Raw genomic sequence first — 26127 nt, forward strand, 5'->3', positions numbered from 1 at the left:
GTGCTTTGTCTTCGCTAGCCAGCGAGCTGACGGCGGAGTTCGGTCAGGCGGGCGATAACTGAAGCATCGAGTACTTCGTCACCAACCTGAACACGGATCCCGCCGATCAGTGCGGGGTCAACATTGACGTTGACCTTCAATTCGCGGCCATACAGGGCGTCAAGCCCGGCCTGCAGACGACTGGCCTGCGTTTCCGTCAACGGACGGGTAACGCTGACAGTTGCAATCCAGCGCTGCTGACGCTTGGCTGCAAGCTTGGCGAAAGACTCGACGAGCTTGCTCGGCTTGACACCGCGCGGCTGCGTCACTGCCTGGCTGATGAGAACCTTTGCTTCCTCGCTGCTGCCAGGAACAAGCTTCTCGGCCAGTGCAATCTTTGCCGCGGGCGATGCCTGCGGCTCAGACAGAGCACGTTGTACTTCGTGGCTGGAAGCGACGGCCTGGTTGAAGGCAAACAGATCGTTTTCCAGCTCTTCCAGCCCCGTGATACCGGAGGCAGAAACGGCCGACTTGTTTTCAGCTACGGCAATGACAACCGTGGCGGCAAGCGTCTCGAGTGCATCGCCGATATCGCGTGCCGATGCCCAGCGTGAGCTGGCCAGTCCGCCCGCAATTTCAGCAGCATCAGCGGAGACTTTTCCGCCAACCAGCTGCTTGACCAGCGCCGACTTCTCGTCACCGGAACGGGACGGGTCAGTCAGGGCGCGGCGCAAGCCAGCCGAGCTGTCCACCGTTCCCAGGATTCCGAAGAGGTCCTTAGCCAACTGCAGCGAGGCAAAGGGAAGCTTGGCTTCCAACTGCGCCAGCGCTGTGGTCAGCGATTCGCTCGATATACCTGCCATTACTTAGCTGCACCTGCGCTCTGGGTCTCCAGATCTGCCAGGAAGCGGTCCACAACACGTGCGGCGCGCTGATCGTCGGTGAGTGCTTCACCAACAATGCGGCCGGCCAGCGTGGTGGCCAGCGTGCCCACCTCGGAACGAAGCGAGACAACAGCTGCCTGTCGCTCCGATTCGATGGCAGCGTGTGCCTGCTCAGTGATGCGTGCAGACTCTGCCGCAGCCTTTGCCTTCAGATCAGCGAGGATCTGCGCGCCTTCGGCGCGTGCTTCCTCACGAATGCGGTTGGCTTCGGCACGGGCATCGGTGAGCTGCTGCTTGTACTCTTCAAGAGCTGCAGAAGCTTCCGCTTGGGCCGCTTCGGCCTTTGCAATGCCACCTTCGATCGCTTCGGCACGCTCTGCGAAGGTCTTCTCGAACATCGGGACAACAAACTTGACCACGATGTACATGAGGACCGCAAAGCCGACGAGGACAACGCCCATTTCCCAGACATTGGGAATAAGCGGATTGCCCTTGGCCTCGCCTTCAGTGGCGGCTGAGATGATCAGCTGATTCATATTTCACCCGTCCTATCTACTCGTGCTTGGATTCGCTTGGTTCTTAGGACTAGGAAAGAACGAAGGCGAAGACCAGGCCGAGGATGGCAAGAGCTTCAGTCAGTGCCAGGCCGAGGAACGCGATCGGCTGCAGCACGCGCTGAGCTTCCGGCTGACGTGCAACACCGTTGATGTACGCGGCGAACACGAGACCCACACCGATACCACCGCCGATGGCCGAGAGACCGTAGCCGATGAGGTTGAGGGAGCCGTTGATGGTGCCTTCCATTTTTTCTTCCTTTCAAGATGCCGCCCGTGCGGCAGGTTGTTTGGGTTGCTTCATCCCCGCGAGGGGAAGTGTTGGGAGCCTTAGTGGCTGTCGGCGTGCAGGGCGCCTTCGATGTAGATCGCGGTCAACAGGGTGAACACGTAGGCCTGCAGCGCCATGATCAATGCCTCAAGCATGTACATGGCGATGGCGCCGACAAGCACCAGAACCGACGCGCCCTTGAGCAGCACGTTCTCCTGCATGACCAGGAACTCGATGCCGGAGCCGGCGAGCATCACGATCAAGTGGCCGGCCAGCATGGTCGCGAACAGACGGAGGCTGTGCGTGACAGGGCGGACCAGGAAGTTGGAGATGATTTCGATCGGAACAACGATCGGGAGGATGTACCACGGCACGCCGGACGGAACCGTAGCGAGCTTGAAGTACTTGATTCCGTTTTTCTTCAGACCGATCGCGATCCAGGTGACATAAACGATGGCGGCCATGACGTAGGCGCCGCCGACGTGCGAGAAGCTCGGCAGCTGGATCACAGGGATGGCGCCGTAGATGTTGTTCACCAGAATGAAGAAGAACAAGCTGAACAGCAGCGGGACGTACTTGATGAAGTCCTTGCCGCCGATGATGTCCTTGGCGATGCTGTTGCGGACGAAGCCGTAGGCCATCTCGCCTGCGAACTGCAGCTTGCCGGGAACCAGCTGCTGCTTACGTGCAGCGAGGATGAAGAATGTAGCGATAATGACGACCGAAAGGATCACCAGCAGCATCTGCTTGGAGAATCCGTCGTGCGCACCCCAAGGCAGGATTGCCGGCAGGTGCATTTCGTCGATTCCGGGTGGGGTGAATGACCCCGAATCCTGGGCGGGGAGCGCAAGCGCGATCAACGCGTTTCCTCTCTGCTGTGTCCATCATTGGGCATTGGTTGGAATCCGGACGCGTTGGACGCATCCACAATCCATGTGAAATTATTTGGCATTACTGTCCCCGTCCGTGGACGGACCGCTGTCTGCGTTGCTCTCGCCAGAAGAGGAGCTTTGCCTGGTGAGGCCATGCATATGGGAAAGATAGAACCCTCCTGCGGCTCCCAGCAGAGCGCCAAGGAGCACAATCCAGCGGGTCCCCCACAGATTATCCAGACCCCAGCCTATCAAACTCCAGACAATGATCCCGCCAATGATGTAGCTGAAGACGGCTATGCCGGCGTTGTATCCGCCGTCGTTTCCGGCTTCAGCGGATTCATTGGCTTTTCCAGATTGCCGGGCAGCTGCAGCCGGGCGTGAGTAACGCTTACGCGGAGACATCCGGGCTACCCTTCTGCTCAGCAGGATCGTTGTAGATCTGGAGGCGGGCCTTGCTGAAACCGTAGATTTCGGCAGCTTGCCAGAAGACAACGGCAACCACGGCTCCAATCAGGAACCAGCGGTGGTGAAGCCAGTCCGGTGCGCCGAGCACAAACAGCACGACAGCGAACCCGATCACTTTGATGAAGTACGTGGCAACAAAGAGTCCAACAGCGCCGGAAGGGTTGTTTCGACCAACGAAATGGCCGATCAAGAGGCTGATGCCAAAGAAAAGCATGACCAGCGCGGCGCCGAACGCGGCTGAAAGCGCGCCCTGCCCGCCGTTCATGATGGCTGCGATCACGCACGTGACGGCAGTAGCCGTTACGGCTGCTGCCGCGCTTAGAAAAAGCAGCCGAAGCCACAAGGAGGATGGCTGGCCCATTGATCCAACACCACGTTTACCGGACGGGCGTCCGGTTTCGGCGTTGGATGTCATGGGGATACCAATCCTCGTGGCACAGGTGCCATATTCTCAAAGTGGGGTTACGGGCGAGTGACTGTCCGCAGAAAGAATTCTACATGAGATAGAACTGTGACCATAACCGACCGTCACAACTACTCCCCCGGTCGCGTCGAGTTCCGCGTGAAGTAGGGCCAGGCCGTCACTGCAGCCATGATCAGCGCTGCAGCGATGATCACGATGAGCACAATTTGCCATGGGAAGACGGCAAAGGCGACACCACCGAAGGCCAGGATGCACGTCCAGACGTACAGCATGACGACGGCGGTGCGGTGCGAGTACCCGAGGTCCACCAGCTTGTGGTGGAGGTGCCCGCGGTCGGCCGACCACGGCGACTGCCCCCTGGCCGTCCTCCGGACAACGGCCATCCCCAAATCCAGAAGGGGAAGGGACAGGACGGCGAAAGGAAGCAGAATCGGAACAATGGTGGGGATACCGTTGGCGCGGTCGTAGAGACCGGACCCAATCTGCCCCGTGGCTACTACGCCGGCGGAGGCCATGAGCAGGCCGATCAGCATGGCCCCGGAATCGCCCATGAAGATCTTCGCGGGGAACCAGTTGTGCGGCAGGAACCCGATGCAACTGCCTACGAGGATCGCCATCAGCAGCGTCGCAAGGTCCGAGTTGTCCGTGGAGGGGTTGTTCCGGTGAACCCAGTAGGCGGTAAGGAAGAAGGCTCCGCCACCAATGATGGCGACTCCTGCTGCCAGACCATCCAGGCCGTCGATGAAGTTGACGGCGTTCATGGTGGTGACGATCAGTCCAGCTGTAAGGACAATCTGAAGGATTTCAGACTCAAGGAATATCGGCTCCGGGATGAAGGGCACCACCGACATCCGGACGCCCCAGATGGCCACGATGAAGGCAGCGGCACCCTGCCCCAGCAGTTTGATCCACCATCGGATGTCGAGGATGTCGTCCGCCACTCCCACGGCGACAATCACCACGGCACCGGCCAGGATCCCCCACGGCGCGTCGTTGTGCCTGAAGATGTCCTTCACGAAGAAAGAGTTGCTGGCCACCACCAAGGCAGCGAAGAATCCGGCGAAGATGCCCAGTCCCCCGAGTTTGGAAATCAGGGCGGAATGCATATCGCGGCTGCGGATGGGTCGATACAGGCGCAGTTTGTTTCCGGCCACGCGGGCACCCCACGTTCCCGCGTATGACACCACGGCAGCCGTGAGTGCCATCAGCAGATACATGATCATGACGCGGCTCCCGGGAGCAGCCCGCCCACTGTTCCGGAGGTGGTCACCAGCGGACGCAGCCGGTGCGTCGCGTGAAAGCCGGTGGTTTCCGGGCACCTTGAGGTGTGGAATTCTGTCTGTGGATAAATGGAACTACTCCGTCGCCATGCCTGCACCGGCTGTGCCGAATGTTGCGGGATTTCTGTGGACTCTAGTCACGATACTAATGCCAACGGCCGTGACCACCCTGTGACGCAGCCGCAACTACCCCGCCTGTTTTGGCTGGTGTTGGGCTGCGTTGCTGTCAGCTCGCCGGCTCCTGCACGTTCCGCAACGCGTAGATTCCCTCAAGCACCTGTGCGTTGGAGCGTGGGGCTTTGAGGCTATGGCGCAAGCCCTTCAAGAGCCCGCCCAGCAGCACTTTGCGGTTGGGCGAAGCAGCGATGGTACGGGTCCAGTTACGCAACGAGGCACCGGTAAAGAGAATTTTTTCCCACGGTGCCAGCGCGCTGGAACGGGTGTACACCCACAGCTTGTTGCGCACTTCGTAGTAGAAGCGAGGGCCCGGGTCCGCGCCTGCATCGCCAAAAACCTTGGTGTGATGATTGGCCACCGATGCGTTGGTGGTTAACGCAGTCCCCCGGCGCGAGACCCTGGCGGTGTACTCAAGGTCGTCATTCCAAATGAAGTAGTCCGCGATGGGGAGGCCGTATTTCCGGATCTCTTCGGCACGGATCAGGACTGACACGAAGGAAGCACTGCGGATCTGCGTGGCACCGACCCGCGCAGCAGCGTTGCGTGCTTCTTCGCTGGCACCCATCCGGGGCCGCATCCGATTCATGGGGTGGTCGCGGCCATCGGTCCAGACGACCCGGCTGGCGATGAAGGCGGGCTCATCTCCTGTTTCCTGCAGATAGGCGTTGGAAACGTCCAACGCTTCGGCAAGCGTGCCGGGTTGGGGCTCGGTGTCGTCGTCCATGATCCAGACGTGGTCCGCTCGGTGATCCAGCAGTGCGCGTTCCATGCCGACCACGAACCCACCGGCACCGCCCACGTTGGCGTTGAGCGTCACCACATCAGTGGCCAGCGGCCCGTCATAGCCCCGCAGGTACTCTGCAGTTCCGTCAGTGGAGGCGTTGTCCACCACGACGACGGCGTCGGGAACCCGGCTGCCTGCGGCGATGCCCGCCAACGTCGTCTGGAGGAGTTCGCGCCGGTTATAAGTCACCACGACAGCAACCACAACAGATTGGGACGTCATTTACTTGCCTTTGGTCTGGGGTGGTTGAAAACGGCGGCGAACCAACAGGCCGGCCAATTTCCAAGGTTCAACAAAAACTCTGTAAGCAACCCGTCCTGGATGCAGGATCAGCCGCCAGGCCCATTCCAGACCCAGACGCCCCAGCCAACGCGGCGCCAGTTTCTGGATGCCGGCAACCTGCTCGATAGCGCCTCCAACTGCGCAATAGGTCGCCGGCGGCAATTCCTTCAGCCTGCGGTGCAGAACATGCTCCTGAAGTGGCATCCCCAAACCCAACAGCACCAGTTGAGGCCGGAACGTGGCCAGCCAGCCCACCACGGCGTCTTCAAGGGCATCATTCCAGTCTTCTCCGGGCATGCCATCCACCGTGGCCCCGGGGATGATGTCCCGCAGTCGGGCTACCGCTTCGGTATTGGCCGCCCTGCCTGCGCCAACCACAGCAACCCGCTGCAGCCCGTGAACCTTGCCAAGTTCGGGGATCCAGTCCATCGAACCAAGACGGTAGGCCATGGCTCCTTCGCTCAAGGGCGACAGCGGACGCTTGCGGGACACTCCCCACAACAGTGTCGCCGGGGCACCGTCCAGAAGGACTATCGAGCTTTCCTCATAGAGTGCACGGACATCGGGGCATGAATGAAACAGCGTGATGCTGTGCAGGTTATGTCCGAGGACAGTGCTGGTGGTCCCGGCAGCAATCAGTTCACCCAGGGCGTCAAGAAGTTCATTGACGCGCAACGGAGTAGCGTCGACGTCAAGGACGGGGACGCGCTGGCGCTCCGGAATCATTCGGGCTTGGCTTCTCGCGGGGGCTGCGGATCCACATAGTCGTCGGAGACCACATCCTCGTGGGGCGATGCGTCAGCCACACCGGCTTCGGTCACTTCAGTGGGCGCATCGTCAGCTGTAGGCACATCATCCACCGCCGTCGTCTCCGCGACAGCGTCAGTTGCGGTCTCGTCTGCCGGCACCTCAATGTCGGCGGGAACGGTCTCGCCGAAACCGAGGATCGACGGAACGATCGCGCGCAGGTTTTCCAGGGAGATGGCTCCCTGGCGGACTACACGGAACGGGGTGGCGGTGGCGTCAACAATCGTTGAAGGCAGTGCCGCGGTACCCTGCACGGGACGGAAGCCGCCCTCAAGGTAGACCTCCACGGATTCGGCGAGTTGCATGCGCGCTTCCGAAGCAGTCTGGGCTGCTTCCTGCCCCGTGCGGTTGGCCGACGATACAGCCAGCGGCCCCGTGAGCCCCAGGAGCTCCAATGCAATTTCGTCGTCGGGCATACGGAGTGCGACGGTGCCCTTGGTGTCGCCCAGATCCCAATCCAAGGACGGCTGTGCATGAAGGATCAGGGTCAGCCCGCCTGGCCAAAATGCCTGCGCCAGCGCTCGGGCATCGGCCGGCACGTCGGTGGCCAGGCCGTCCAAGGCATTGATCCTGGGAATGAGGACGGGAGGAGGCATCTGCCGGCTGCGTCCTTTGGAGGCCAGCAACATGGTCACCGCCAAGGGCGAAAAGGCGTCAGCGGCAATACCGTACACAGTGTCCGTCGGCAGCACGATGCACTTCTTTTCGCTGATGGCACGCTGTGCGTGCTGAAGTCCTTCAGCCCGCTGGTCATCGGAAGTGCAATTGTAGGTTGTGGTCACAGCGCTATTCTTTCACTCATCAGGGGCGGTGCTTGCCAGCACCGCGCTGGTTGCACGTTCCTTGCCGTTCAAGTCGAAGTGTGTGGTGACTTCGGTCCAACGTCCGGTGCGTTGCAGCATCCCGGCGATCCAGCCTGCCTGGACTTCTGCGTGTTCCATCACGAAGTAGCCGCCGGGCTTCAGGAGCCGGGCCGCTGAGGCCGCCGCCGCCGTCGGGAGTTCCATGCCGTCCGCTCCCCCACCGTACAGGGCCTCAGGAGGATCGTGCAGCGCAACTTCCGGTTCTGTGGGTATCGCCTCTGCCGGTATGTAGGGCGGGTTGGAGACGACGACGTCGAAGGTTCCGTTGTGCCCGGGCAGCGCATCCCTGAGGTCGCCCTGTATGAGCGTGACGCCCAGCGGCTTGAGGTTTTTCGCAGCCCAAGCATGCGCAAAAGTACTGTATTCCACAGCGTGGACTTCAGCGCCGGGCACCTCGTGGGCGATCGAACCTGCGATGGCTCCGGAACCCGTGCCAAGGTCCACGACTTTGGGGTTGGACATTCCTGCGACGTGGTCTATAACCAGTTGCACCACCGATTCCGTTTCCGGACGGGGTATGAAGACGCCCGGACCGACGCGCAGCTCCAGATACCGGAAATATGCGACGCCGGTGATGTGCTGCAGGGGGACGCGGCCGGCCCGCTCCTGCACGAGCTCTTCGTAACCGTCAGGCGCGGGAGCATCACCCAGCAACATCGCCCGCAAGCGTCCCAGTCCTACGCCCAGCAGGTGTTCGGCGAGCAATTCCGCGTCCACGCGCGGTGTGGGGACACCGGCGTCGGTGAGAACGGCGGTAGCCTCGCGAACGGCGTCCGCGAGGCTCTGGCCTTGGTAAAACGTCATGGATCTACTCTGCTCTTGCTATGAGGCAGGGTGCTATTCGCCGATGGCGTCCAGGCGTGCCTGTTCGTCCGCCTCGATGGCCGACTGGATCACGGGCTCAAGGTCACCGTTCATGACGGCGTCAAGGTTGTAGGCCTTGTACCCGGTGCGGTGGTCCGCAATGCGGTTTTCCGGGAAGTTGTACGTACGGATGCGCTCCGAACGGTCCATGGTGCGGATCTGGGACTTGCGCTGCTCCGAGTTGGCGGCGTCGATCTGCTCCTGCTGATGGGCAAGGAGGCGGGCACGGAGGACGCGCATGCCGGCTTCGCGGTTCTGCAGCTGGGACTTCTCGTTTTGCATGGCCACCACGATGCCCGTCGGCAAGTGGGTGATGCGCACTGCGGAGTCGGTGGTGTTCACGGACTGGCCGCCTGGACCTGACGAACGGTAAACGTCGATCTTGAGGTCGTTCTGGTTGATCTCCAGTTCCTCGGGCTCATCGACTTCCGGGAGAACCAACACGCCGGCAGCCGAGGTGTGGATGCGTCCCTGGGATTCCGTCACGGGTACGCGCTGCACACGGTGCACGCCACCTTCGAACTTCAAGCGCGCGAAGACGCCCTGCGCGGGGTCGTTCGAGTTGCCCTTGATGGCGACTGCAACGTCCTTGTAGCCACCAAGATCGGACTCGGTGGCGGAAATCATTTCGGTCTTCCAGCCACGCGATTCGGCATATCGCATGTACATGCGGAGAAGGTCGCCGGCGAACAAAGCAGCTTCGTCGCCGCCTTCACCGCCCTTGACCTCGAGGATGACGTTGCGGGCATCGTCCGGGTCACGCGGGATCAGCAGACGGCGCAACCGCTCCTGGGCCGCGGGGATCTGCTCTTCCAACTGAACAACTTCGGCCGCAAATTCGGGATCCTCGTCAGCCATTTCCTTGGCAGCTTCCAGATCATCATTGAGCCCGCGCCACTTGTTGTACGCCTCCACAATGCCCTGAAGCTGAGCAGACCGCCGCCCCAACTTCCTGGCAGCAGATTGATCGGCATAAACAGCAGGATCGCTCAACTGCGCCTGAATAGCAGCATGCTCATCAAGCAATCCCTGTACGGACTCAAACATTTTCAAACCTCTTTCGACTCGCAGACAAGTCTAGTTGCGACGATTGGTGTATTAACGACCAACCGCTCAAATAAGCCGGCCAGCGAAGGTGACGGCAACGCCCAAGGTGACCTGACCGCCGTCGAGTAATTTTTCCGGCCCGGGAGTGGCATCGGGCCTGTCGTAGCGTTGCTGCCGACGTACGCAGTACGTCAGCAGCAACGCGAAGGGGCGGGGCCGGCAAAATTACTTGACGGCCCCACCCCACTTAACGCTATTTGTCGTTGTCCGACTTCGCTCCGAGCGTCGTCTTCTGTACCTGCATGAGGAACTCGACGTTGCTCTGCGTCTCCCGGATCTTGTTGGTCAGCAGCTCAAGGCTCTGCTGCTGCTCCAGGCCGGAAAGGACGCGGCGCAGCTTCCACATGATCTTGACTTCTTCAGGCGAGAGCAGGTTCTCTTCGCGGCGCGTACCGGACGCGTTGACGTCCACAGCCGGGAAGATGCGCTTGTCTGCCAGCTGGCGGGACAGGCGGAGCTCCATGTTGCCGGTGCCCTTGAACTCTTCGAAGATGACTTCGTCCATCTTGGAGCCTGTCTCGACGAGGGCCGTTGCCAGGATGGTGAGCGAGCCACCGTTTTCGATGTTGCGTGCTGCACCGAAGAAGCGCTTGGGCGGGTACAGGGCTGCGGAGTCCACACCACCGGACAGGATACGGCCGGAGGCCGGTGCTGCCAGGTTGTAGGCACGGCCCAGACGGGTCATGGAGTCCAGAAGGACCACGACGTCCATGCCCATTTCCACGAGGCGCTTGGCGCGTTCGATGGAAAGTTCGGCAACCGTGGTGTGGTCGTCAGCGGGACGATCAAAGGTGGAGGCAATAACCTCGCCCTTGACGGTGCGCTGCATGTCCGTGACTTCTTCGGGACGTTCGTCAACCAGCACCATCATGAGGTGGACCTCAGGGTTGTTGGTGGTGATTGCGTTCGCGATGGACTGCAGGATGAGCGTCTTACCGGCCTTCGGCGGGGAGACGATCAGGCCGCGCTGGCCCTTGCCGATCGGGGCCACGAGGTCGATGACACGCGGACCGATCTTCTTGGGATCCGTCTCGAGGCGCAAGCGCTCTGACGGGTACAGCGGTACGAGCTTGGCGAACTCGACGCGGTCCTTGAGCTCTTCCGGCGTCTTGCCGTTGACGGAAGTAACGCGAACCAGCGCGTTGAACTTCTGGCGGGCGGACTGCTGGCTGCGGTCTTCGCCGTCACGCGGCGCACGGATGGCACCGACGACGGCGTCGCCCTTGCGGAGGTTGTACTTCTTGACCTGTGCCAGGGAAACGTAGACGTCGTTTGCCCCGGGGAGGTAACCGGACGTACGGATGAACGCGTAGTTCTCCAAAACGTCAAGAATGCCTGCTACGGGCAGCAGCACGTCGTCTTCAGTTACCTCGACGTCGTCGACGTCCGGTCCCTGAGCACGGCCACGGCGACGCTCGTTGCGGTCGCGGAAGCGGTCGCTGCGGGTGTTTCCGTCACGGCTGTCCTGACCCCCGCGACGGTCGCTGCGGTCGTTCTGGTCATTGCGGTCGCGACGGTTGCGACGGTTGCGGCGGTTGCCGGTGTCATCGCCGTCGTTGTTGTCATCACGGCGACCGCGGGTGTTATCCCGGCGTTCACGCTGCTGGTCGCCGGACTCGGACTGTTCGCGCTGCTCGGTGCGGTCAGCACGCTGCTCAGCGCGGTCAGCACGCTGCTCAGTGCGGTCGGCACGCTGCTCACGCTGTTCAGCGCGGTCAGCACGCTGCTCACGCTGTTCAGCGCGGTCAGCACGCTGCTCAGTGCGGTCAGTGCGCTGCTCGGTTGCCGGAGCCTCTGCAGCTTCGGCCGGGGCCGCAGCCGCTTCGCCACGGCGGCGGTTGCGGGTGCGGGGCTGGCGACGCTCGGTGCCGGACTCGCCGGCTTCGGCTGCTGCCGGAGCCTCAGCTACAGGGGCAGCTGCGGTTTCGGCGGGTGCCGTTGCGGTTTCAGCAGCGGCTACAACGCCATCGCTGGTGGCGCGGCGGCTACGGCCACGACCACGGCCGCGGGGAGCTTCCTGGGCCGGAGCCTCGGAGGTTGCCTCGGCAACGGCGCCGTTATCGGCGGCTTTGGCCTTGGGCTCCACGGCAGGCTTCGTCTCCACTGCCGGGGCTTCCTTGGCCACCGTAGTGGCACTCTTGGCCGAGGCGCTGGCCTTGGCAGGTGCCTTGGTAGTCGAGGTGCCGGCACGGTGGGCGGAAATGGCTGTCACCAAATCCCCCTTGCGCATCCGCGATCCCCCGGAGATGCCCAGCTGGCTCGCAAGAGCCTGAAGCTGCGCGAGCTTAAGGCCTGCAAGGCCGCTGCTCTTGGTGGTTGCTGCTGTTGACGACTCAGCAGCAGAAGATGTTGTGTCCACAGCTGAAGCCAGCTCAGTGGTTTCTGTCACGAAGGATCCTTCCCCCTCGACGGCGTCCAGAGCGAGAGCTGGACGCGATGATTTGTTCTGGGCTGCAGTTCAGATCTGCAGCCGGTGATTTCGGCCGTGCCTGATGGATTGTGGCCAACAGGGCCGGATACTGATCGCCATCACTGGATCCGGTGACCCGGACAGCCGGCTGAATATTCAGGGAACAGAGAGAGATCTCGGCACCTGAGACAGGCCGGAAAGAGACGACACCACCAACGTTGGCACAGTTGACGAAAGGTACGGCGAAACCACCGAGATCCAAAATCAGGGAACTGCCCGCGGCTTTACCGGCGGTGCACTTCCACTCTAGCACCTTGAACGTCCACAGCCAGCGTCATCACACGCCAGCCAATGCCGGGTGTGTTGGCCGCGGTGTAGGAAACGATGAAATCGGCCACTGCGGCGGCTTCGGCTTCCCCGTTGGCCAGCACCATCACAGTAGGCCCTGCACCGGAAACAACGGCTGCATGGCCCGCCGACCGCAGCGCCCCAATGAGGTCGGCACTGGGGCGCATGGCTTGGGCGCGGTAGCTCTGGTGGAGATAGTCCTCGGTAGCCGGGAGCAGGAACGCCGGCTGCGCCGTCAGGGCGTGGATCAGCAGGGCTGCGCGTCCGGAATTCATGGCTGCCGCATGATGGCCAACTGACGCGGGGAGCAACCCGCGTGCGGTCTCCGTGGACAACTCAAAGTCCGGGACCGCTACGACCGGGATGACCGACGGCACGACGTCGGCGTGCGTGCTGCTGTACTGCTCGCTGTCCTGCCAGGACAGCGCCAGTCCGCCGAATATCGCCGGTGCGACGTTGTCAGGATGGCCTTCCATCTCGCTTGTCAGCTGCAGGATCCAATCGCGGTCCTTCCTCGATTCCTCCGGCACCAACGCGTTGGCAGCTGTCACAGCAGCGACCACGGCAGAGGCCGACGACCCGAGGCCACGCCCGTGCGGATTGACGTTGTCCGCGGTAATTTTCAGTCCCGAGCGCTGGAAGCCCAGGCGGTCCAGTGCCAGGTCAATGGCACGAACCACCAAGTGGCTGGCGTCGCGCGGGAGGGTGTCAGCCCCCTCACCGGAGAGCTCGAACTCGAGCTCTCCGGTGCTGAGGGTTTCCACTGTCAAGGTGTCGTAAATGGACAGGGCCAAGCCGAGGCTGTCGTAACCGGGGCCCAGGTTGGCACTCGTACCGGGGACCCTGACTGTCAGCCGCTGGCCTGCCGCGACGAGTGCACGATCTGTCGCGGTGGGCTGCGTTGATTCCACTTTTACTTTTCTTCCAGTCCCAGTTCCGCGGCAACGGTGACGACGTCGTTGGGCACCTTGACGGGCTGGACATCGCTGCCGTCTTCGGTGCGGAGGGCCCACTGGGGGTCCTTGAGGCCATGGCCGGTAACGGTGATGACGATGGTCTTCCCGGAGGGAACCTCGCCTGCGGCGTGCTTCTTGATGAGGCCTGCGACGCCGGCGGCCGAGCCTGGCTCCACGAAGACGCCTTCCTTGGCGGACAACCAACGGTGGGCTGCAAGGATTTCATCGTCCGTGACGGCTTCGATCAGACCACCGGATTCGTCGCGGGCTGCCACAGCGGTGTCCCAGGACGCCGGGTTGCCGATGCGGATGGCGGTTGCAATCGTGTCCGGCTCAGTGATCGGGTGGCCGGCAACGAAAGGCGCAGCACCGGCAGCCTGGAAGCCCCACATGATGGGTGTCTTGGTGGCAACAGCCGGGAGCGTTCCGTTGGCTGTCTCAAACGGCGCAGAGTACTCCTTGTAGCCCTTCCAGTAGGCGCTGATGTTGCCGGCATTGCCGACAGGCAGCACGTGGATGTCCGGAGCATCGCCGAGAGAATCGACGATCTCGAACGCGCCGGTCTTTTGGCCCTGGATACGGGCAGGGTTGACTGAGTTCACCAGGAACACCGGGTAGGACTCGCCAAGCTTGCGCGCGATGTCCAGGCAGTTATCGAAGTTGCCGTCTACCTGGAGCAAGGTGGCACCATGCGCGATGGCCTGGCTCAGCTTGCCCATGGAGATCTTGCCTTCGGGAACGAGCACTGCGCACTTGAGCCCTGCGGCGGTTGCGTAGGCCGCTGCCGAGGCAGAGGTGTTGCCGGTTGAGGCACAGACAACGGCCTTGGCACCGGCCTCCACGGCCGCAGTCATGGCCATGGTCATGCCACGGTCCTTGAAAGAACCCGTGGGGTTCATGCCTTCAACCTTGAGGTAAACCTCCGAGCCAGTGAGCTCGGAGAGCTTCTGCGCGTGGACGAGCGGAGTACCGCCCTCGCCCAGGGTAATGACCTTGGTGGCTTCCGTTACGGGCAAACGATCAGCGTATTCGCGGATTACTCCGCGCCATTGGTGAGCCACTTAGACCCCTTCTACCCGCAGTACGGATGTCACAGAATTGATGACGTCCAGGCCCTTGACGGCCTCGACGGTTGCTGCGAGTGCAGCTTCGGATGCCCGGTGCGTCACGATCTTCAGCTCAGCCGATTCAACATTCGACTCCGAGTCGCGGTGGATCGTCTGACGCATGATCTCGATGGAGACACCGTTTTCCGCAAAGATGTGTGCGATCCGAGCCAGAACGCCGGCCTGGTCAGCTACGTCCAAGCCGATGTAGTAACTGGTGTTGGAGGCGTCGATGGACAGCGCGGGGACATGCCCCGTGGTGGTTTCCGTGCGGCCGGGGCCGCCCAGCACCAGGCGCCGGGCTGCGGACACGAGGTCGCCCAGAACAGCAGAAGCCGTCGGGGTGCCGCCTGCACCCTGGCCGTAGAACATCAATTCGCCGGCGTTCTCCGCCTCGATGAAGACGGCGTTGAAAGCGCCGCGGACGGCTGCCAGCGGGTGCTCGCGCGGCAGGAGCGTGGGGTGGACGCGCACCGAAATGCCACTCCCGTTCCCGGAGGCTTCGATCTTTTCGGCAATGGCAAGCAGCTTGATGACGAACCCGGCTTCCTTGGCCGAAGCGATGTCTGCGGCGCTGACCTTGGTGATGCCTTCGCAGTAGACATCGTCCAGGGAGAAACGGGTGTGGAAGGACAACGATGCGAGGATGGCTGCCTTCGCTGCAGCGTCATGGCCCTCGACGTCGGCGGTCGGGTCCGCTTCGGCGTATCCAAGACGCTGGGCTTCAGCCAACGCGTCGGCGAACTGCGCGCCGGTGGAATCCATCTGGTCAAGGATGAAGTTGGTGGTGCCGTTGACGATGCCCAGGACACGCGTGATGCGGTCTCCCGACAGGCTGTCGCGGATGGGCCGGAGGATCGGGATGGCACCGGCCACTGCGGCCTCGTAGGACAACTGGACGCCGGCCTTGTCAGCTTCTTCGTACAAGGTGGGGCCGTCCTGCGCGAGCAGGGCCTTGTTGCCGGTGACGACGCATGCGCCGTTCTGGATGGCCGTCAGGATCAGCGAACGGGCAGGCTCAATGCCACCCATGAGTTCGATGACCAGGTCTGCGTCCTTGACGAGCGTGTCGGCATCCGTGGTGAAAAGTTCACGGGGCAGTTCGACGTCCCGCGGGGCGTCGATGGTGCGCACGGCGATGCCGGAAAGTTCCAGGCGGGCGCCGCTGCGGGCAGCAAGGGCCTCGGCGTCGTCAATCAGAATCCGCGCGACCTGGGCCCCCACGTTGCCACAGCCCAGCAGGGCCACCTTCAAGGTTCGCACTTCAGACATTCGCCACTCCCATGTCGCGGTTCAAGAGATCTTCTTCGGTTTCCCCGCGGACAATCAGCCGGGCGGCTCCGTCGCGTACAGCGACAACGCCGGGCCGGGCCAGGTAGTTGTAGTTGCTGGAGAGGGCCCAGCAGTAGGCGCCGGTACCCGGTACTGCGAGCAAATCACCGGCTGCCACATCCGCGGGCAGATATACATCTCTAACAACTATGTCGCCGCTCTCGCAATGTTTGCCCACTACGCGGGACAGCTGCGGAGCCGCTGAGGAGCCCCGGGAAGCCAAAATCGCCGAATAATCCGCGTCGTACAGCACCGGACGGGCGTTGTCGCTCATCCCGCCGTCCACTGACACATAGCGGCGCGGATACGTAACGTTCTTTTGCCCTTCATCACCCTCGGGGGCGTCGACCCGAACGGTTTTGAGCGTGCCGACTTCGTAGAGAGTAAACGTCGTGCTGCCCACGATCGCGCGTCCGGGTTCGATGGAGATGCGCGGCGGCGTGATATCCAGCTCGGCACACGTGGAACGAACGACGGCGGCCATCGCCTGCGCGATCTCGGCCGGCGGGCGCGGAGTGTCCACCGGGGTGTAGGCGATCCCGTAGCCGCCTCCAAGGTCCAGTTCCGGCAGCACGATGGAGTACTTGGCCTGCATGGCGGCCAGGAAGCCCAGGAGCTTTTCCGCCGCAACGGCGAAACCGTCCGGTTCAAAAATCTGTGAACCGATGTGGCAGTGCAGGCCGAGCAGCTCAACGCTTTGATAGGAGGTGGCAGCAGCCACAGCTTCCTCCGCTGCCGAAAGACCTGCTTCTTCGGTGGAGTCTTCTGCCATGGAGAGGCCAAACTTCTGGTCCTCGTGTGCGGTGGCGATGAACTCATGGGTATGCGCGTGCACACCGGGGGTCAGGCGCAGCATGACCTTGGCAACTTCGCCGCGGCTGGATGCTGTCTTGGCAACCCGCTCGAGTTCATCGAGGCTGTCCACCACGATCCTGCCAAGCTTCATGTCCAGCGCGCGGTTGATCTCGGAGTCGGATTTGTTGTTGCCGTGGAGCCCAAGGTGGGGTCCCTCGATGCCGGCGCGTGCGGCGACAGCGAGTTCACCTCCGGAACACGTATCCAGTCGCAGGCCCTCCTCTGCCACCCAACTGGCTACAGCGGTGCACAGGAAGGACTTCCCTGCGTAGTAGACGTCCACTCCCCCGCAAATGTCCGCGAAGGCGGCATCGAAGGCGTCCTTGAACGCCCTGGCCCGGGAGCGGAAGTCCGATTCGCTCATGACAAACAGCGGAGTTCCGAACTGTTTCTTGAGCTCACTGACGGAGATGCCGTCTATGGTGACTTCACCGGCGTCGTTCCTCTCAACCCCGGCAGCCCACATGGGTTCCTGCAATGCGTTGAGGTCTCCGGGAACCGCCAACCATTCAGGGGCGAGCGGAGAAGCGTGATCAGCTGCTGTGTTCATTGCCCTACATCCGTTCCGGCGCCGAAACGCCCAGCAGTTCGAGTCCGTTGGCAAGCACCTGGCTGGTGGCGTCATTGAGCCAAAGGCGCGTGCGGTTCACATCAAGGACGGGATCGTCACCCTGCGGCGACACACGGCAGGCGTCATACCAGCGGTGGTAGGCGCCGGCAATGACTTCAAGGTGGCGCGCCACACGGTGCGGCTCCCGCAGTTCAGCAGCCTTGGCCACGATGGACGGGTAGCTGCCGAGGTAGGAAAGGAGCTCGTTTTCGGTAGCGTGGTCAAGAAGCGAGGCGTCAAAGGCGTCCACTCCATTGACCTGGCGCTCCACGCCGGCCTCGGCAGCGTTGCGGGCCGTGCCACGGGAGCGGGCATGGGCGTACTGCACGTAGAACACGGGGTTTTCGTTGCTGTGCTTCTTCAGCAACTCCGGATCCAGCGTCAGAGGCGAGTCTGCCGGGAACCGGGCCAGGGAGTAGCGCACGGCGTCCTTGCCCAGCCAGGAGATGAGGTCCTTGAGCTCAATGATGTTGCCGGCACGCTTGGACAGCTTGGCGCCGTTGACGGACACGAGCTGGCCGATGAGGACTTCGATGTTGACCTCGGGATCATCGCCCGCGCAGGCCGCAATGGCCTTCAGGCGGTTGATGTATCCGTGATGGTCGGCACCGAGCAGGTAGATCTTCTCAGTGAAGCCGCGGTCTTTCTTGGAAAGGTAGTAGGCAGCATCCGCGGCGAAATATGTCGGTTCGCCATTGGCGCGGATCATCACGCGGTCTTTGTCGTCGCCGAAGTCGGTGGTGCGCAGCCACACGGCACCGCCGTCGTCGAAGACGTGCCCCTGCTCGCGAAGGCGGGCAACGGCGGATTCGATCGCACCGGCGTCGTGCAGTTCCTTCTCCGAGAAGAAGACGTCAAACTCCACGCCGAACTCAGCCAAGGTGGTTTTGATATCCGCCATCTGGGCCTCGTAGGCCGCAGCACGAATCACCGGCAGGGCGGCCTCGTCCGTCAGTTCACGAATGTCGGGGTGGGCCTTCAGGACTTCGTCGCCGAGCTCGCGGATGTACTCGCCGGGGTAGCCACCCTCCGGAACGCCGCGGCCGTGCAGGCGGGAAAGGACGGAGTTCGCGAAGACATTCATCTGCGATCCGGCGTCGTTGATGTAGTACTCAGCGGTGACGTCGGCCCCTGAGGCGCGCAGTACCCTGGCGATCGCATCGCCCAGGGCCGCCCAGCGGGTATGGCCGATATGAAGAGGACCTGTGGGGTTCGCGGACACGAATTCCATATTGACCACGCGTCCCGCGAGCGCCTTGTTGGTGCCGTAGCTGGGTCCGGCCTCAACGATGGCCTTGGCCAGGGCACCGGCTGTGGCAGCGTCCACTGTGATGTTCAGGAAGCCGGGACCGGCAATTTCCACCCCTGTGACACCGGGGATGCCCTGAAGGTGATTGCTGAGTATGCCGGCAAATTCGCGCGGATTCATCCCGGCCTGCTTGGAGAGTTGCAGGGCGATGTTGGTGGCCCAGTCTCCATGATCCCGGTTCTTTGGTCGCTCCACTCGCACAGCGTCGGGCACGGCAGATTCCGTCAAGGCGATTTCGCCCGTAGAGACGGCGTCCTTAAGGCAGGCGGATATGGCAGCAGAGAGTTCTTCGGGAGTCACGCATCTAGCCTACCGGGGGCCCGCAAAGTCGCGGAATTGAGGGTCGCTTATGTGGACAATGTGGACACAGCCAACGCACAGGAACGCATATCGGGCGCCACAGACTGAACCATTACGCTGACTTCAACGTTGTGAAGACGTAGGAGGTGGCATCGTCCGTCATCCCGCGAGTACCAATCCCTTGACCATTTCTTGTCCAGTTGAAACGAGCAGAACCATGACTACGCCACTCCGCAAGAGCCTCTACGCCGGATTTGCCGGCCTTTCACTGATTGGCGCCGTGGCCGGGTGCGCCCCCTCAGCGCAGGCGCCATCCACGGCGTCCACGCCCGCAGCCGAGAACGGCGGCCAGGCAAGCACCACCAGCCCCACGTCTTCTTCCAGTGCGTCCGGATCCACCTCCACGACGTACAAGGACGGCACGTACAGCGCCGATGGCACCTACGCCTCCCCCAACGGCCAGGAGACCGTGGGCGTGGAACTTACGCTGGCCGGCGGCACGGTGTCAGCGGTCAACATCACCACACACCCCTCCAACCCGAACACCAAAAAGTTCCAAGGCGAGTTTGCCAGCGGCATCTCGGCGCAAATCGTTGGCAAGAACATCGATGAGCTCAACGTCTCCAAGGTGGCTGGTTCATCCCTGACCTCCGGCGGGTTCAACGAGGCCGTGGAACAGATCAAGTCCCAGGCCAAGTAACACCATGCCGGATCCGGAGTGGAGCGCCTTCAGTTTCGATGGCATCGGGACGCGCTGGGAGGTTTCGACGCCGGAGGCGCTGGCACCCGCGGTGCGGCACCAATTGCTGGAAACAGTGCGTGACTACGACCGGACATATTCGCGGTTCAGGCCGGACTCTTTGGTGGCCCGCCTGTCCCGCGAACCGGGCAGTATTACGTTGCCCGGACACGCCATAGCCCTCCATCACATCTACGCCGTCCTGTATCGGCTCAGCGGCGGTGCCATGACGCCCCTGATCGGCAGCAGCCTCGAACGGCTCGGCTACGATCCTGCCTACACCTTGGCCCCGTCCGGCGCTCCCCAGGCCCCGCCGCGCTGGGAGGACGTCCTTCGGTGGTCAGGCACAGCGTTGACTTCCTCGGAGCCCGTGATCCTGGATATTGGAGCCGCCGGAAAGGGACAGCTGGTGGACCTGCTGGGCGGTGTCCTGCGCTCGAACGGCCATCCTGAGTTCCTGGTCGATGGGAGCGGTGACATGCTGCACGCGGGACCCCACCCTGTGACGGTCGCCTTGGAGCATCCCTATAACCCCGCCCAGGCCATCGGCACCGTTGAACTGAGTAATTCGGCCCTCTGCGCCTCAGCGTCCAATCGCCGAGCCTGGGGCGATGGCCTGCACCACGTCCTGGACGGGACCACCGGGAGGCCCGTCCACACGACGGTGGCTACGTGGACCATGGCTGCGAGCGCCTTGGAGGCGGATGCCCTGGCAACCGCACTGTTCATGCTGGAACCGGCCACATTGGAGGATGAGTTCGACTTCTCCTGGCTCAGGGTGTCATCCAGTGGTGCCGCCGCGTTTTCGAACCGCTTCGAGGGGAGACTGTTCACATGATTGCCGCTAAGTCCCGCGTGGACACCTGGTTGGGCCGCTTCACCATGTACCGCTTGATTCTATGGGTGCTGGGCGTGCTGGTGGCCTACAGCATGGTCCTCGATGCCTTGGGATGGTTGACGTTCGGCATTCCGGAGATGGTGGTGCACCTGGCACTCTGCCTGGCGGTGACCTATGCGTCCAGCCGGTTGCTGGCCCTGGTCTTCCGTGTGAAGCCACACACGGAGTCTTCACTGATCACGGGGCTGCTGCTGTACTTCCTGTTCTGGCCTTCCTTCGCGGTCACTGACATGGCGGGCGTGGCATTGGCCTGCGTGGTGGCAAGCGTTTCCAAATATGCGCTGGCATTCCGTGGGCGGCACATCTTCAATCCAGCAGCGGCCGGCGCGTTCATCACGGGCCTGACAGGTTTGAACATCGCCACGTGGTGGGCCGCCACTCCGGCGATGCTATGGCTCCTGGTCCCCGGCGTGCTGGTTGTCCTGTACCGCACCCGAAAATTGATGATGGCGACGGTGTTCCTGGTGGCGGCAACCAGCATCATCACAGTGGAACTCATGGGCCGGAGCATGACTTTCGGGCAGGCGTTGTGGCAGTCCTTGGCACAGAGGCCGCTGCTGTTCTTCGTGGGCTTCATGCTGTCGGAGCCGCTCACCCTCCCTCCGCGCCGCTGGCAGCAGCTGACGCTTGCCGGCGTCGTCGGCGTTGTTTTTGCGGTTCCTTACAACTTCGGTTTCGTTGCCAACTCTCCTGAGCTTGCGTTGTTGCTGGGCAACCTCCTGGCCTTCTTCCTGGGCCAGCGGGGAGGGGTTGAACTGACCTTCAAAGGTTCGCGGGCCCTCACTCCGGGCACTACGGAGTTCAGGTTCGAGCCCCAACGCCCGGTGCGGTTTGCAGCCGGCCAGTTCATGGAGCTGAACCTGCCACACCCGCGTTCCGACGGCAAAGGACGGCGGCGTGTCTTCAGCATCACCAGCGCGCCCGGCGCCCCGGAGGTGACCTTCGGCGTTGGCACCGCCGAGCCTCTGTCCACGGCCAAGAAGGCCCTCCTGGCCCTGAAACCCGGCGACAAGCTCTCCGCCACGGCCGTAGGTGGAGACTTCCTCCTGCCGCACGAGCCCGGTAAGCCGGTCCTGCTGATCGCTGCTGGAATCGGCATCACGCCTTTCCTCTCGCAGCTGGCGTCCGACACCCCAACGCGGGACACCGTAGTGGTGTACCTGGCGAAGGGCCGCGAGGAGTTGGCCGGCGTGGAGCAGTTGGAAGCCTCCGGCGCGAAGGTGATCGCCCGGTTGGCGGACGGCTCCGCTCCCCCGGAGTTCATGATCGACGCCGGTGCCTCCAGGATCGATGCCGTGCGCCTGAAGGAGCTGGTTCCGGACATTGCGGACCGGGAAGTCTTTGTCTCAGGATCCCCCGCGAGCGTCGATTCCCTGCGGGCTGCGGCCCGCTCGGCGGGAGCGCGCCGGGTCCATGTGGATTCGTTCGCCGGCTACTGATCCGCGAGAGCGATCCAGGTCGTCCCGGAGAGGGATCGCCGCCGTGGCGCCGCGTTTTCATTTGCGGTGCAGTGGCTGCTAAGCTCTAGGACGTCCCACCGGCAACGGGGGGAAACCCTGGATGCCCTCGTAGCTCAGGGGATAGAGCGTCTGCCTCCGGAGCAGAAGGCCGTAGGTTCGAATCCTATCGAGGGCACAACGAATACCCCGCCAGCCGTGCTGGCGGGGTATTTTTGTCTGCCGGCAGCCACACAAGTGCCCAACCCGGCGCCCAACTATCAGTTCGGGGCTTGCCGGGCACACACCGCAATATTGTCTGCAGCTGCTTTTAGGCTGAATCCAGTTGGTCTTCCGACAGCCAAAAGGGGTTTGCCATGATGTGCTCGATCGTTCCGCCGTACATGCTTCGCAAGATAGCTGCCCAGAATGAGCCACGGTTCAGGGCCGTCGCCAGGGCCGCCAAAGAGTCGCTGCTGCATATCAAGGACCTGCAGGCCATCCGCACAGCCCCGATCCCGGCGGCGCCGCCGAGTGCCCGCCAAGCCAAGCCCGGCCCTCCCAAGCGGACCATTTTTGACGCCGGGTCCACGGAAGCACTACCGGGCAGTGTTGTCCGTAAGGAAGGGGCCCCGCCCGTTGGCGACGTGGCAGCCGATGAGGCTTACGAAGGCCTTGGGAGCACCCACCGCCTGTACGGCGAGGTGTTCGGCAGGGACTCCATCGATGATGCCGGGCTCGCCCTGGATGCAACCGTCCACTACGGCAAGCTCTATGACAATGCTTTTTGGGATGGCAGCCAAATGGTCTTCGGCGATGGTGACGGCCAAATTTTCCAGCGTTTCACCAAGTCCGTCAGCGTCATTGGCCACGAGTTGGCCCACGGCGTCACCCAGTACACGGCCAATCTGGCCTACCGGAACCAGGCAGGGGCACTTAATGAGTCCATGTCTGACGTCTTCGGTGTCCTCGTGGAGCAGTACCTGAAGCAGGAGTCCACGGGGCAGGCCAGTTGGCTGATCGGCGAGGGCCTCTTCACGGATCAGGTCCAGGGCGCCGCCCTGCGGTCCATGAAAGCACCGGGGACCGCCTACGACGACGATGTGCTGGGTAAGGATCCCCAGCCGGACTCCATGGACACGTACGTGCGGACCAGCGCGGACAACGGCGGAGTGCACATCAACTCGGGTATTCCCAACAAGGCTTTCTACGTGGTTGCCTCGGAACTGGGTGGCAATGCCTGGGAGGCACCCGGCCAGATTTGGTACGGCACGCTGACCAGTGGGGCCCTGCCTGCGACATGCACGTTTGGGAAGTTCGCCAAGACCACGGTGTCCACCGCTGAGGAACTCTTCGGTTCAGGCTCAGCGGAGCATGACGCCGTCCTGAAGGCGTGGGAGACTGTGAAGGTCAAGGTTTAGTCGGATGGCGGGACCGGGCTGATTGCTGTGGTCCCGCCGGCTGGCTGACGATGGAACGTCGAACGAAAAGCAGCCGGTCATGAAGATCACCGTCCAACGCAGTGGGGGAATCGCCGCGATGACACGCGTCTGGAGCGTGGACGCCGTCTCCCCTGATGACAAGGAGCGATGGGTTCCGATCGTTGAGGCCTGCCCGTGGGACGAAGCCAAGAGCCAACAGCGGGCGGCCAATGAACCTGACCGGTTCATGTACTCCATCAGGGCCGGCCAACGGCGCGCCACCCTTCCTGACCGCGCCGTCACCGGTCCCTGGCAGGAACTGGTGGAGTGCGCCAAAGCTGAAGGTTCGGAATCCCTCGGACGCCTCAGGACCCGTCGCTGAGAGGCCGGGACCGCCGTTAGATGGCCTCGGCCAACTGCCCTCGGAAGGCTCGCCGGTAGCTTTGGGGGCTGGTGTCCAACACCTTGGTGAAATGGTGGCGCAGCAGCACCGAATGCCCAAACCCTGCTTCCCGGGCGATTTCGTCGATGTTCAACTCGGTGGTCTCCAAGAGTTCCTGGGCCCTGAGCACCCGCTGCGAATTCAGCCACGCAGCAGGAGTGGTTCCTGTTTCTGCCCTGAAGCGGCGGGCGAAGGTCCTCGGTGACATATGAAGCCGGCCCGCTAATTCGTTAACGCTGTGTTCCTCGTCGAGGTGCTCGACCATCCACCGCAAAAGTGCTTCCATGGGCGCCGACCCACACGTGGGCATTGGCCTGTCAATGAACTGGGCCTGGCCTCCGTCGCGGTGCGGCGGAACCACCATGTCCCGCGCAATTGCGGCGGCGACGTTTGCTCCCAGCTCAACACGGACAAGGTGGAGGCAGGCATCGATGCCTGCTGCGGTGCCTGCACTGGTGATGATGGTTCCGTCCTGGACGTAGAGGACGTTCTCATCGACGATGATCCGCGGATAGCGGCTGGCCAGGTCCTGGGAATAGTGCCAGTGGGTGGTGCAGCGCCGCCCGTCCAGCAAGCCGGCGCGGGCCAGCGCGTAAGCCCCGGAGCAGATGGACATCACCCACGCACCCCTGTCATGGGCTGCACGCAAGGCGTCCATCACCGGTTCGGGGATCTCCTGGTCCCGGCCGAAGGGCGCCATGATGACCAGGTCGGCATCGGCCGCTGCTTCGAGGCCGAGGTTTACGTGCAGGGACAGGCCGGACTTCATGCGAACGTCGCCAGGCTCAGGCGTCACCACACGGAAGTCGAAGGCTGGAACTCCGGCGTTGCGGTCCGATCGGTCGATACCGAAGACCTCGAACGCCGTACCAAACTCGAAGACCGAGAAGTTGGGAACAACGATCACTGCCACTGATTTCAACATAGTTCCAGTGTGGCAGAAAATTATCTAAATGGGGCATTTCTGCCACTGTTTCTTGATCTCTCACAAGAGCAGGCTTGAGACATGGAAATCTTCGGAATCATCCTCTTCATCGTCCTCCTCATCGCCGTCGCAGCCACCATCTCAGCCCTGTTGAAGGATGGCCGCGGACACAACCCGCCCATCCACTCGAAGGAACCCTGGAGCGCCTTCGACGCTCCGAGCAGCCCGTACTGGAACCCCCGTATCTACTAGGGGCATGACAGGCCACTGCCAGGACCACCACGCCATATCCAACCGACGCCCGCCCGTTCAAGGAATCCTGCAGGATTTCCGGAACGGCGGGCGTCCCTATGCCTGGCGCTCCTGTTTGGCGCAACGCCGACAAGGCCACGAGGCCTGGTGCATGGACTAGATTCACTTCCATGATCCAAACCTCTGCCCGCCTCCTCCAGCTGTTGTCACTGTTGCAGGTGCGAAGGGAATGGACCGGCCCTGCCCTGGCCCACCGCATGGGCGTGACCGAGCGGACCGTACGGCGCGACATCGATAAGCTGCGCAACCTGGGGTATCCCATCCATGCGTCCCCGGGCATCGCGGGCGGTTATCAACTGGGGGCAGGCGCCCAGCTGCCACCGTTGCTGCTGGACGACAATGAAGCCCTGGCTGTCGCCTTGGGCCTGAACTCAGTTGCTGCCGGTCCTGTTGCCGGCATCGGTGAGGCTTCCGTCCGGGCCCTCGCCAAGCTGGAACAGGTCCTGCCTTCGCGCCTGCGCCCCAGGTTCGCCATGCTCAAAGCCGCCGTCACCACGCTGCCCAGCAATGCGGCCACGGTGGATCCTCAACAGCTGACCGTCGTTTCAGCCGCGATATCGGACCGCCGCCAAATCTCCTTTGAGTACGTCAAATCCGACGGCGAGTCGGCCCGCCGCCTCGTGGAGCCCTACAGGCTGGTCGATACCGGGCGCCGGTGGTACCTGGTGGCGTGGGATGTGGAGCGGGAGGATTGGCGGACGTTCCGCGCCGATCGCTTCGTTTCCCTGCCGTCCGAACGCAGGAAATACCTTCCCCGGCCCCTGCCTGCTGAAGACCTTGCGGCGTACGTGCAGCAGTCCATCACCCGTTCCCCCTACAGGTTCGACGTCGTGGTGCGGCTCCGCGCGCCGCTCCCGGAGGTAGCCGCCGTCGTCAGTTCCCAGTACGCGACGCTGACAGCTGACGGTCCGGCAGCAACAATCCTGCGTTCCGGATGGGACAACCTGGCTGCACCGGCCGCCTATCTCGCCGCGCTGGACATGGACTTCGAAATCCTGGAACCGGAAGAGTTCAGGTCCTTCGCCCGGCATCTCTCCCACCGGCTCAATGCTGCAGCGGGGACTGTGACGGGGCCAACGGACGTGGAACCGCAGCCACAGTAGACTGGCAGC

General features: G+C 62.7%; 26 protein-coding genes and 1 tRNA gene. 8 read left to right on the top strand and 19 right to left on the bottom strand.

The features are described 5' to 3' along the window. Positions 1–14 precede the first annotated feature (14 nt). The 18 genes from QF015_RS09700 to argS form a co-directional block, all read right to left on the bottom strand. Positions 15–842 carry a F0F1 ATP synthase subunit delta gene (locus QF015_RS09700; protein WP_142938632.1) on the bottom strand — a complete coding sequence of 276 codons (828 nt, stop codon included), beginning with the start codon at positions 840–842 and terminating at the stop codon, positions 15–17. Beyond that, positions 842–1399 carry a F0F1 ATP synthase subunit B gene (locus tag QF015_RS09705; RefSeq protein WP_281450310.1) on the bottom strand — a complete coding sequence of 186 codons (558 nt, stop codon included), beginning with the start codon at positions 1397–1399 and terminating at the stop codon, positions 842–844. The genes QF015_RS09700 and QF015_RS09705 overlap by 1 nt, the downstream gene beginning before the upstream one ends. Positions 1400–1448: 49 nt before the next feature. Then, a complete protein-coding gene (gene atpE, locus QF015_RS09710; RefSeq protein WP_011775261.1) occupies positions 1449–1667 on the bottom strand; it encodes an ATP synthase F0 subunit C in 219 nt (72 codons plus the stop codon). A gap of 80 nt (positions 1668–1747) precedes the next feature. After that, entirely contained in the window at positions 1748–2548 is an 801-nt protein-coding gene (gene atpB, locus QF015_RS09715; protein WP_189013094.1) for a F0F1 ATP synthase subunit A, read from the bottom strand. A gap of 81 nt (positions 2549–2629) precedes the next feature. Then, complete coding sequence (locus QF015_RS09720; RefSeq protein WP_310208887.1) at positions 2630–2965, bottom strand: hypothetical protein; 336 nt, start codon at positions 2963–2965, stop codon at positions 2630–2632. Next, a complete protein-coding gene (locus tag QF015_RS09725) occupies positions 2952–3443 on the bottom strand; it encodes a hypothetical protein (protein WP_310208889.1) in 492 nt (163 codons plus the stop codon). Before QF015_RS09725 ends, QF015_RS09720 begins: the two co-directional genes overlap by 14 nt. A 119-nt stretch (positions 3444–3562) precedes the next feature. Next, positions 3563–4675 carry an MraY family glycosyltransferase gene (locus QF015_RS09730; protein ID WP_310208891.1) on the bottom strand — a complete coding sequence of 371 codons (1113 nt, stop codon included), beginning with the start codon at positions 4673–4675 and terminating at the stop codon, positions 3563–3565. Positions 4676–4958: 283 nt separating this feature from the next. After that, complete coding sequence (locus tag QF015_RS09735) at positions 4959–5915, bottom strand: glycosyltransferase (RefSeq protein ID WP_429388659.1); 957 nt, start codon at positions 5913–5915, stop codon at positions 4959–4961. Continuing rightward, on the bottom strand, positions 5916–6701 hold the full coding sequence (locus QF015_RS09740) for a WecB/TagA/CpsF family glycosyltransferase (RefSeq protein ID WP_310208895.1): 786 nt from the start codon (positions 6699–6701) through the stop codon (positions 5916–5918). Beyond that, positions 6698–7564, bottom strand: coding sequence for an L-threonylcarbamoyladenylate synthase (locus QF015_RS09745; RefSeq protein WP_429388662.1), 867 nt, complete (start codon positions 7562–7564; stop codon positions 6698–6700). The genes QF015_RS09740 and QF015_RS09745 overlap by 4 nt, the downstream gene beginning before the upstream one ends. A gap of 12 nt (positions 7565–7576) precedes the next feature. Beyond that, positions 7577–8449 (bottom strand): peptide chain release factor N(5)-glutamine methyltransferase, encoded by an 873-nt coding sequence (prmC, locus tag QF015_RS09750; protein WP_310208899.1) that lies wholly within the window; start codon positions 8447–8449, stop codon positions 7577–7579. 33 nt (positions 8450–8482) lie between these two features. Further along, positions 8483–9556 (bottom strand): peptide chain release factor 1, encoded by a 1074-nt coding sequence (gene prfA, locus QF015_RS09755; RefSeq protein ID WP_014922181.1) that lies wholly within the window; start codon positions 9554–9556, stop codon positions 8483–8485. Positions 9557–9809: 253 nt separating this feature from the next. Further along, a complete protein-coding gene (gene rho, locus QF015_RS09760) occupies positions 9810–12005 on the bottom strand; it encodes a transcription termination factor Rho (RefSeq protein ID WP_429388664.1) in 2196 nt (731 codons plus the stop codon). Between the two features lie 305 nt (positions 12006–12310). Next, entirely contained in the window at positions 12311–13285 is a 975-nt protein-coding gene (gene thrB, locus QF015_RS09765; protein WP_429388666.1) for a homoserine kinase, read from the bottom strand. Positions 13286–13287: 2 nt separating this feature from the next. Further along, entirely contained in the window at positions 13288–14391 is a 1104-nt protein-coding gene (thrC, locus tag QF015_RS09770) for a threonine synthase (RefSeq protein WP_310208905.1), read from the bottom strand. Beyond that, positions 14392–15708, bottom strand: a complete 1317-nt coding sequence (locus QF015_RS09775) for a homoserine dehydrogenase (protein WP_310208906.1) — start codon at positions 15706–15708, stop codon at positions 14392–14394. Beyond that, positions 15701–17173 (bottom strand): diaminopimelate decarboxylase, encoded by a 1473-nt coding sequence (gene lysA, locus QF015_RS09780; RefSeq protein WP_429388668.1) that lies wholly within the window; start codon positions 17171–17173, stop codon positions 15701–15703. Before lysA ends, QF015_RS09775 begins: the two co-directional genes overlap by 8 nt. 4 nt (positions 17174–17177) lie before the next feature. Next, the gene (gene argS / locus QF015_RS09785; protein ID WP_310208910.1) at positions 17178–18842 is read right to left on the bottom strand and encodes an arginine--tRNA ligase; all 1665 of its coding nucleotides are present in this window, start codon (positions 18840–18842) and stop codon (positions 17178–17180) included. 217 nt (positions 18843–19059) lie between these two features. On the opposite strand from argS, the gene QF015_RS09790 reads away from it, so the two are divergent. The 6 genes from QF015_RS09790 to QF015_RS09815 all read left to right on the top strand — a co-directional run bounded on the left by QF015_RS09790 (position 19060) and on the right by QF015_RS09815 (position 23718). Beyond that, on the top strand, positions 19060–19542 hold the full coding sequence (locus tag QF015_RS09790) for an FMN-binding protein (RefSeq protein WP_310208912.1): 483 nt from the start codon (positions 19060–19062) through the stop codon (positions 19540–19542). A 4-nt stretch (positions 19543–19546) separates the two neighbouring features. Continuing rightward, entirely contained in the window at positions 19547–20419 is an 873-nt protein-coding gene (locus QF015_RS09795) for an FAD:protein FMN transferase (protein ID WP_310208914.1), read from the top strand. After that, on the top strand, positions 20416–21918 hold the full coding sequence (locus tag QF015_RS09800; RefSeq protein WP_429388671.1) for an FAD-dependent oxidoreductase: 1503 nt from the start codon (positions 20416–20418) through the stop codon (positions 21916–21918). The genes QF015_RS09795 and QF015_RS09800 overlap by 4 nt, the downstream gene beginning before the upstream one ends. A gap of 123 nt (positions 21919–22041) precedes the next feature. Continuing rightward, a tRNA-Arg gene (locus QF015_RS09805) sits at positions 22042–22114 on the top strand. 178 nt (positions 22115–22292) lie between these two features. Next, a complete protein-coding gene (locus tag QF015_RS09810) occupies positions 22293–23336 on the top strand; it encodes a M4 family metallopeptidase (RefSeq protein ID WP_397337307.1) in 1044 nt (347 codons plus the stop codon). Between the two features lie 79 nt (positions 23337–23415). Then, complete coding sequence (locus tag QF015_RS09815) at positions 23416–23718, top strand: protealysin inhibitor emfourin (RefSeq protein WP_310208920.1); 303 nt, start codon at positions 23416–23418, stop codon at positions 23716–23718. A 16-nt stretch (positions 23719–23734) separates the two neighbouring features. Here QF015_RS09815 and QF015_RS09820 read toward each other — a convergent pair whose 3' ends face one another. Beyond that, on the bottom strand, positions 23735–24703 hold the full coding sequence (locus QF015_RS09820; RefSeq protein ID WP_310208922.1) for a GlxA family transcriptional regulator: 969 nt from the start codon (positions 24701–24703) through the stop codon (positions 23735–23737). Positions 24704–24784: 81 nt separating this feature from the next. Between QF015_RS09820 and QF015_RS09825 the strand changes: the two genes are divergently transcribed. Continuing rightward, positions 24785–24955 (top strand): hypothetical protein, encoded by a 171-nt coding sequence (locus QF015_RS09825; RefSeq protein WP_310208924.1) that lies wholly within the window; start codon positions 24785–24787, stop codon positions 24953–24955. 170 nt (positions 24956–25125) lie between these two features. Then, on the top strand, positions 25126–26118 hold the full coding sequence (locus QF015_RS09830) for a helix-turn-helix transcriptional regulator (protein WP_429388675.1): 993 nt from the start codon (positions 25126–25128) through the stop codon (positions 26116–26118). The last annotated feature ends 9 nt before the right edge of the window (positions 26119–26127 follow it).

The sequence above is a fragment of the Paenarthrobacter sp. TE4293 genome (genome assembly GCF_050435325.1).
GTDB lineage: Bacteria > Actinomycetota > Actinomycetes > Actinomycetales > Micrococcaceae > Arthrobacter > Arthrobacter nitroguajacolicus_C.

Coding starts and splice junctions, on each gene's coding strand:
- QF015_RS09790 (WP_310208912.1), top strand. CDS start 19,060: ATGACTACGCCACTCCGCAAGAGCCTCTACGCCGGATTTGCCGGCCTT.
- QF015_RS09705 (WP_281450310.1), bottom strand. CDS start 1,399: ATGAATCAGCTGATCATCTCAGCCGCCACTGAAGGCGAGGCCAAGGGC.
- lysA (WP_429388668.1), bottom strand. CDS start 17,173: ATGAACACAGCAGCTGATCACGCTTCTCCGCTCGCCCCTGAATGGTTG.
- QF015_RS09820 (WP_310208922.1), bottom strand. CDS start 24,703: ATGTTGAAATCAGTGGCAGTGATCGTTGTTCCCAACTTCTCGGTCTTC.
- QF015_RS09810 (WP_397337307.1), top strand. CDS start 22,293: ATGATGTGCTCGATCGTTCCGCCGTACATGCTTCGCAAGATAGCTGCC.
- QF015_RS09730 (WP_310208891.1), bottom strand. CDS start 4,675: ATGATCATGTATCTGCTGATGGCACTCACGGCTGCCGTGGTGTCATAC.
- prmC (WP_310208899.1), bottom strand. CDS start 8,449: ATGACGTTTTACCAAGGCCAGAGCCTCGCGGACGCCGTTCGCGAGGCT.
- QF015_RS09825 (WP_310208924.1), top strand. CDS start 24,785: ATGGAAATCTTCGGAATCATCCTCTTCATCGTCCTCCTCATCGCCGTC.
- QF015_RS09700 (WP_142938632.1), bottom strand. CDS start 842: ATGGCAGGTATATCGAGCGAATCGCTGACCACAGCGCTGGCGCAGTTG.
- atpE (WP_011775261.1), bottom strand. CDS start 1,667: ATGGAAGGCACCATCAACGGCTCCCTCAACCTCATCGGCTACGGTCTC.
- QF015_RS09735 (WP_429388659.1), bottom strand. CDS start 5,915: ATGACGTCCCAATCTGTTGTGGTTGCTGTCGTGGTGACTTATAACCGG.
- QF015_RS09725 (WP_310208889.1), bottom strand. CDS start 3,443: ATGACATCCAACGCCGAAACCGGACGCCCGTCCGGTAAACGTGGTGTT.
- QF015_RS09740 (WP_310208895.1), bottom strand. CDS start 6,701: ATGATTCCGGAGCGCCAGCGCGTCCCCGTCCTTGACGTCGACGCTACT.
- QF015_RS09795 (WP_310208914.1), top strand. CDS start 19,547: ATGCCGGATCCGGAGTGGAGCGCCTTCAGTTTCGATGGCATCGGGACG.
- QF015_RS09720 (WP_310208887.1), bottom strand. CDS start 2,965: ATGTCTCCGCGTAAGCGTTACTCACGCCCGGCTGCAGCTGCCCGGCAA.
- QF015_RS09775 (WP_310208906.1), bottom strand. CDS start 15,708: ATGTCTGAAGTGCGAACCTTGAAGGTGGCCCTGCTGGGCTGTGGCAAC.
- QF015_RS09830 (WP_429388675.1), top strand. CDS start 25,126: ATGATCCAAACCTCTGCCCGCCTCCTCCAGCTGTTGTCACTGTTGCAG.
- QF015_RS09815 (WP_310208920.1), top strand. CDS start 23,416: ATGAAGATCACCGTCCAACGCAGTGGGGGAATCGCCGCGATGACACGC.
- prfA (WP_014922181.1), bottom strand. CDS start 9,556: ATGTTTGAGTCCGTACAGGGATTGCTTGATGAGCATGCTGCTATTCAG.
- QF015_RS09800 (WP_429388671.1), top strand. CDS start 20,416: ATGATTGCCGCTAAGTCCCGCGTGGACACCTGGTTGGGCCGCTTCACC.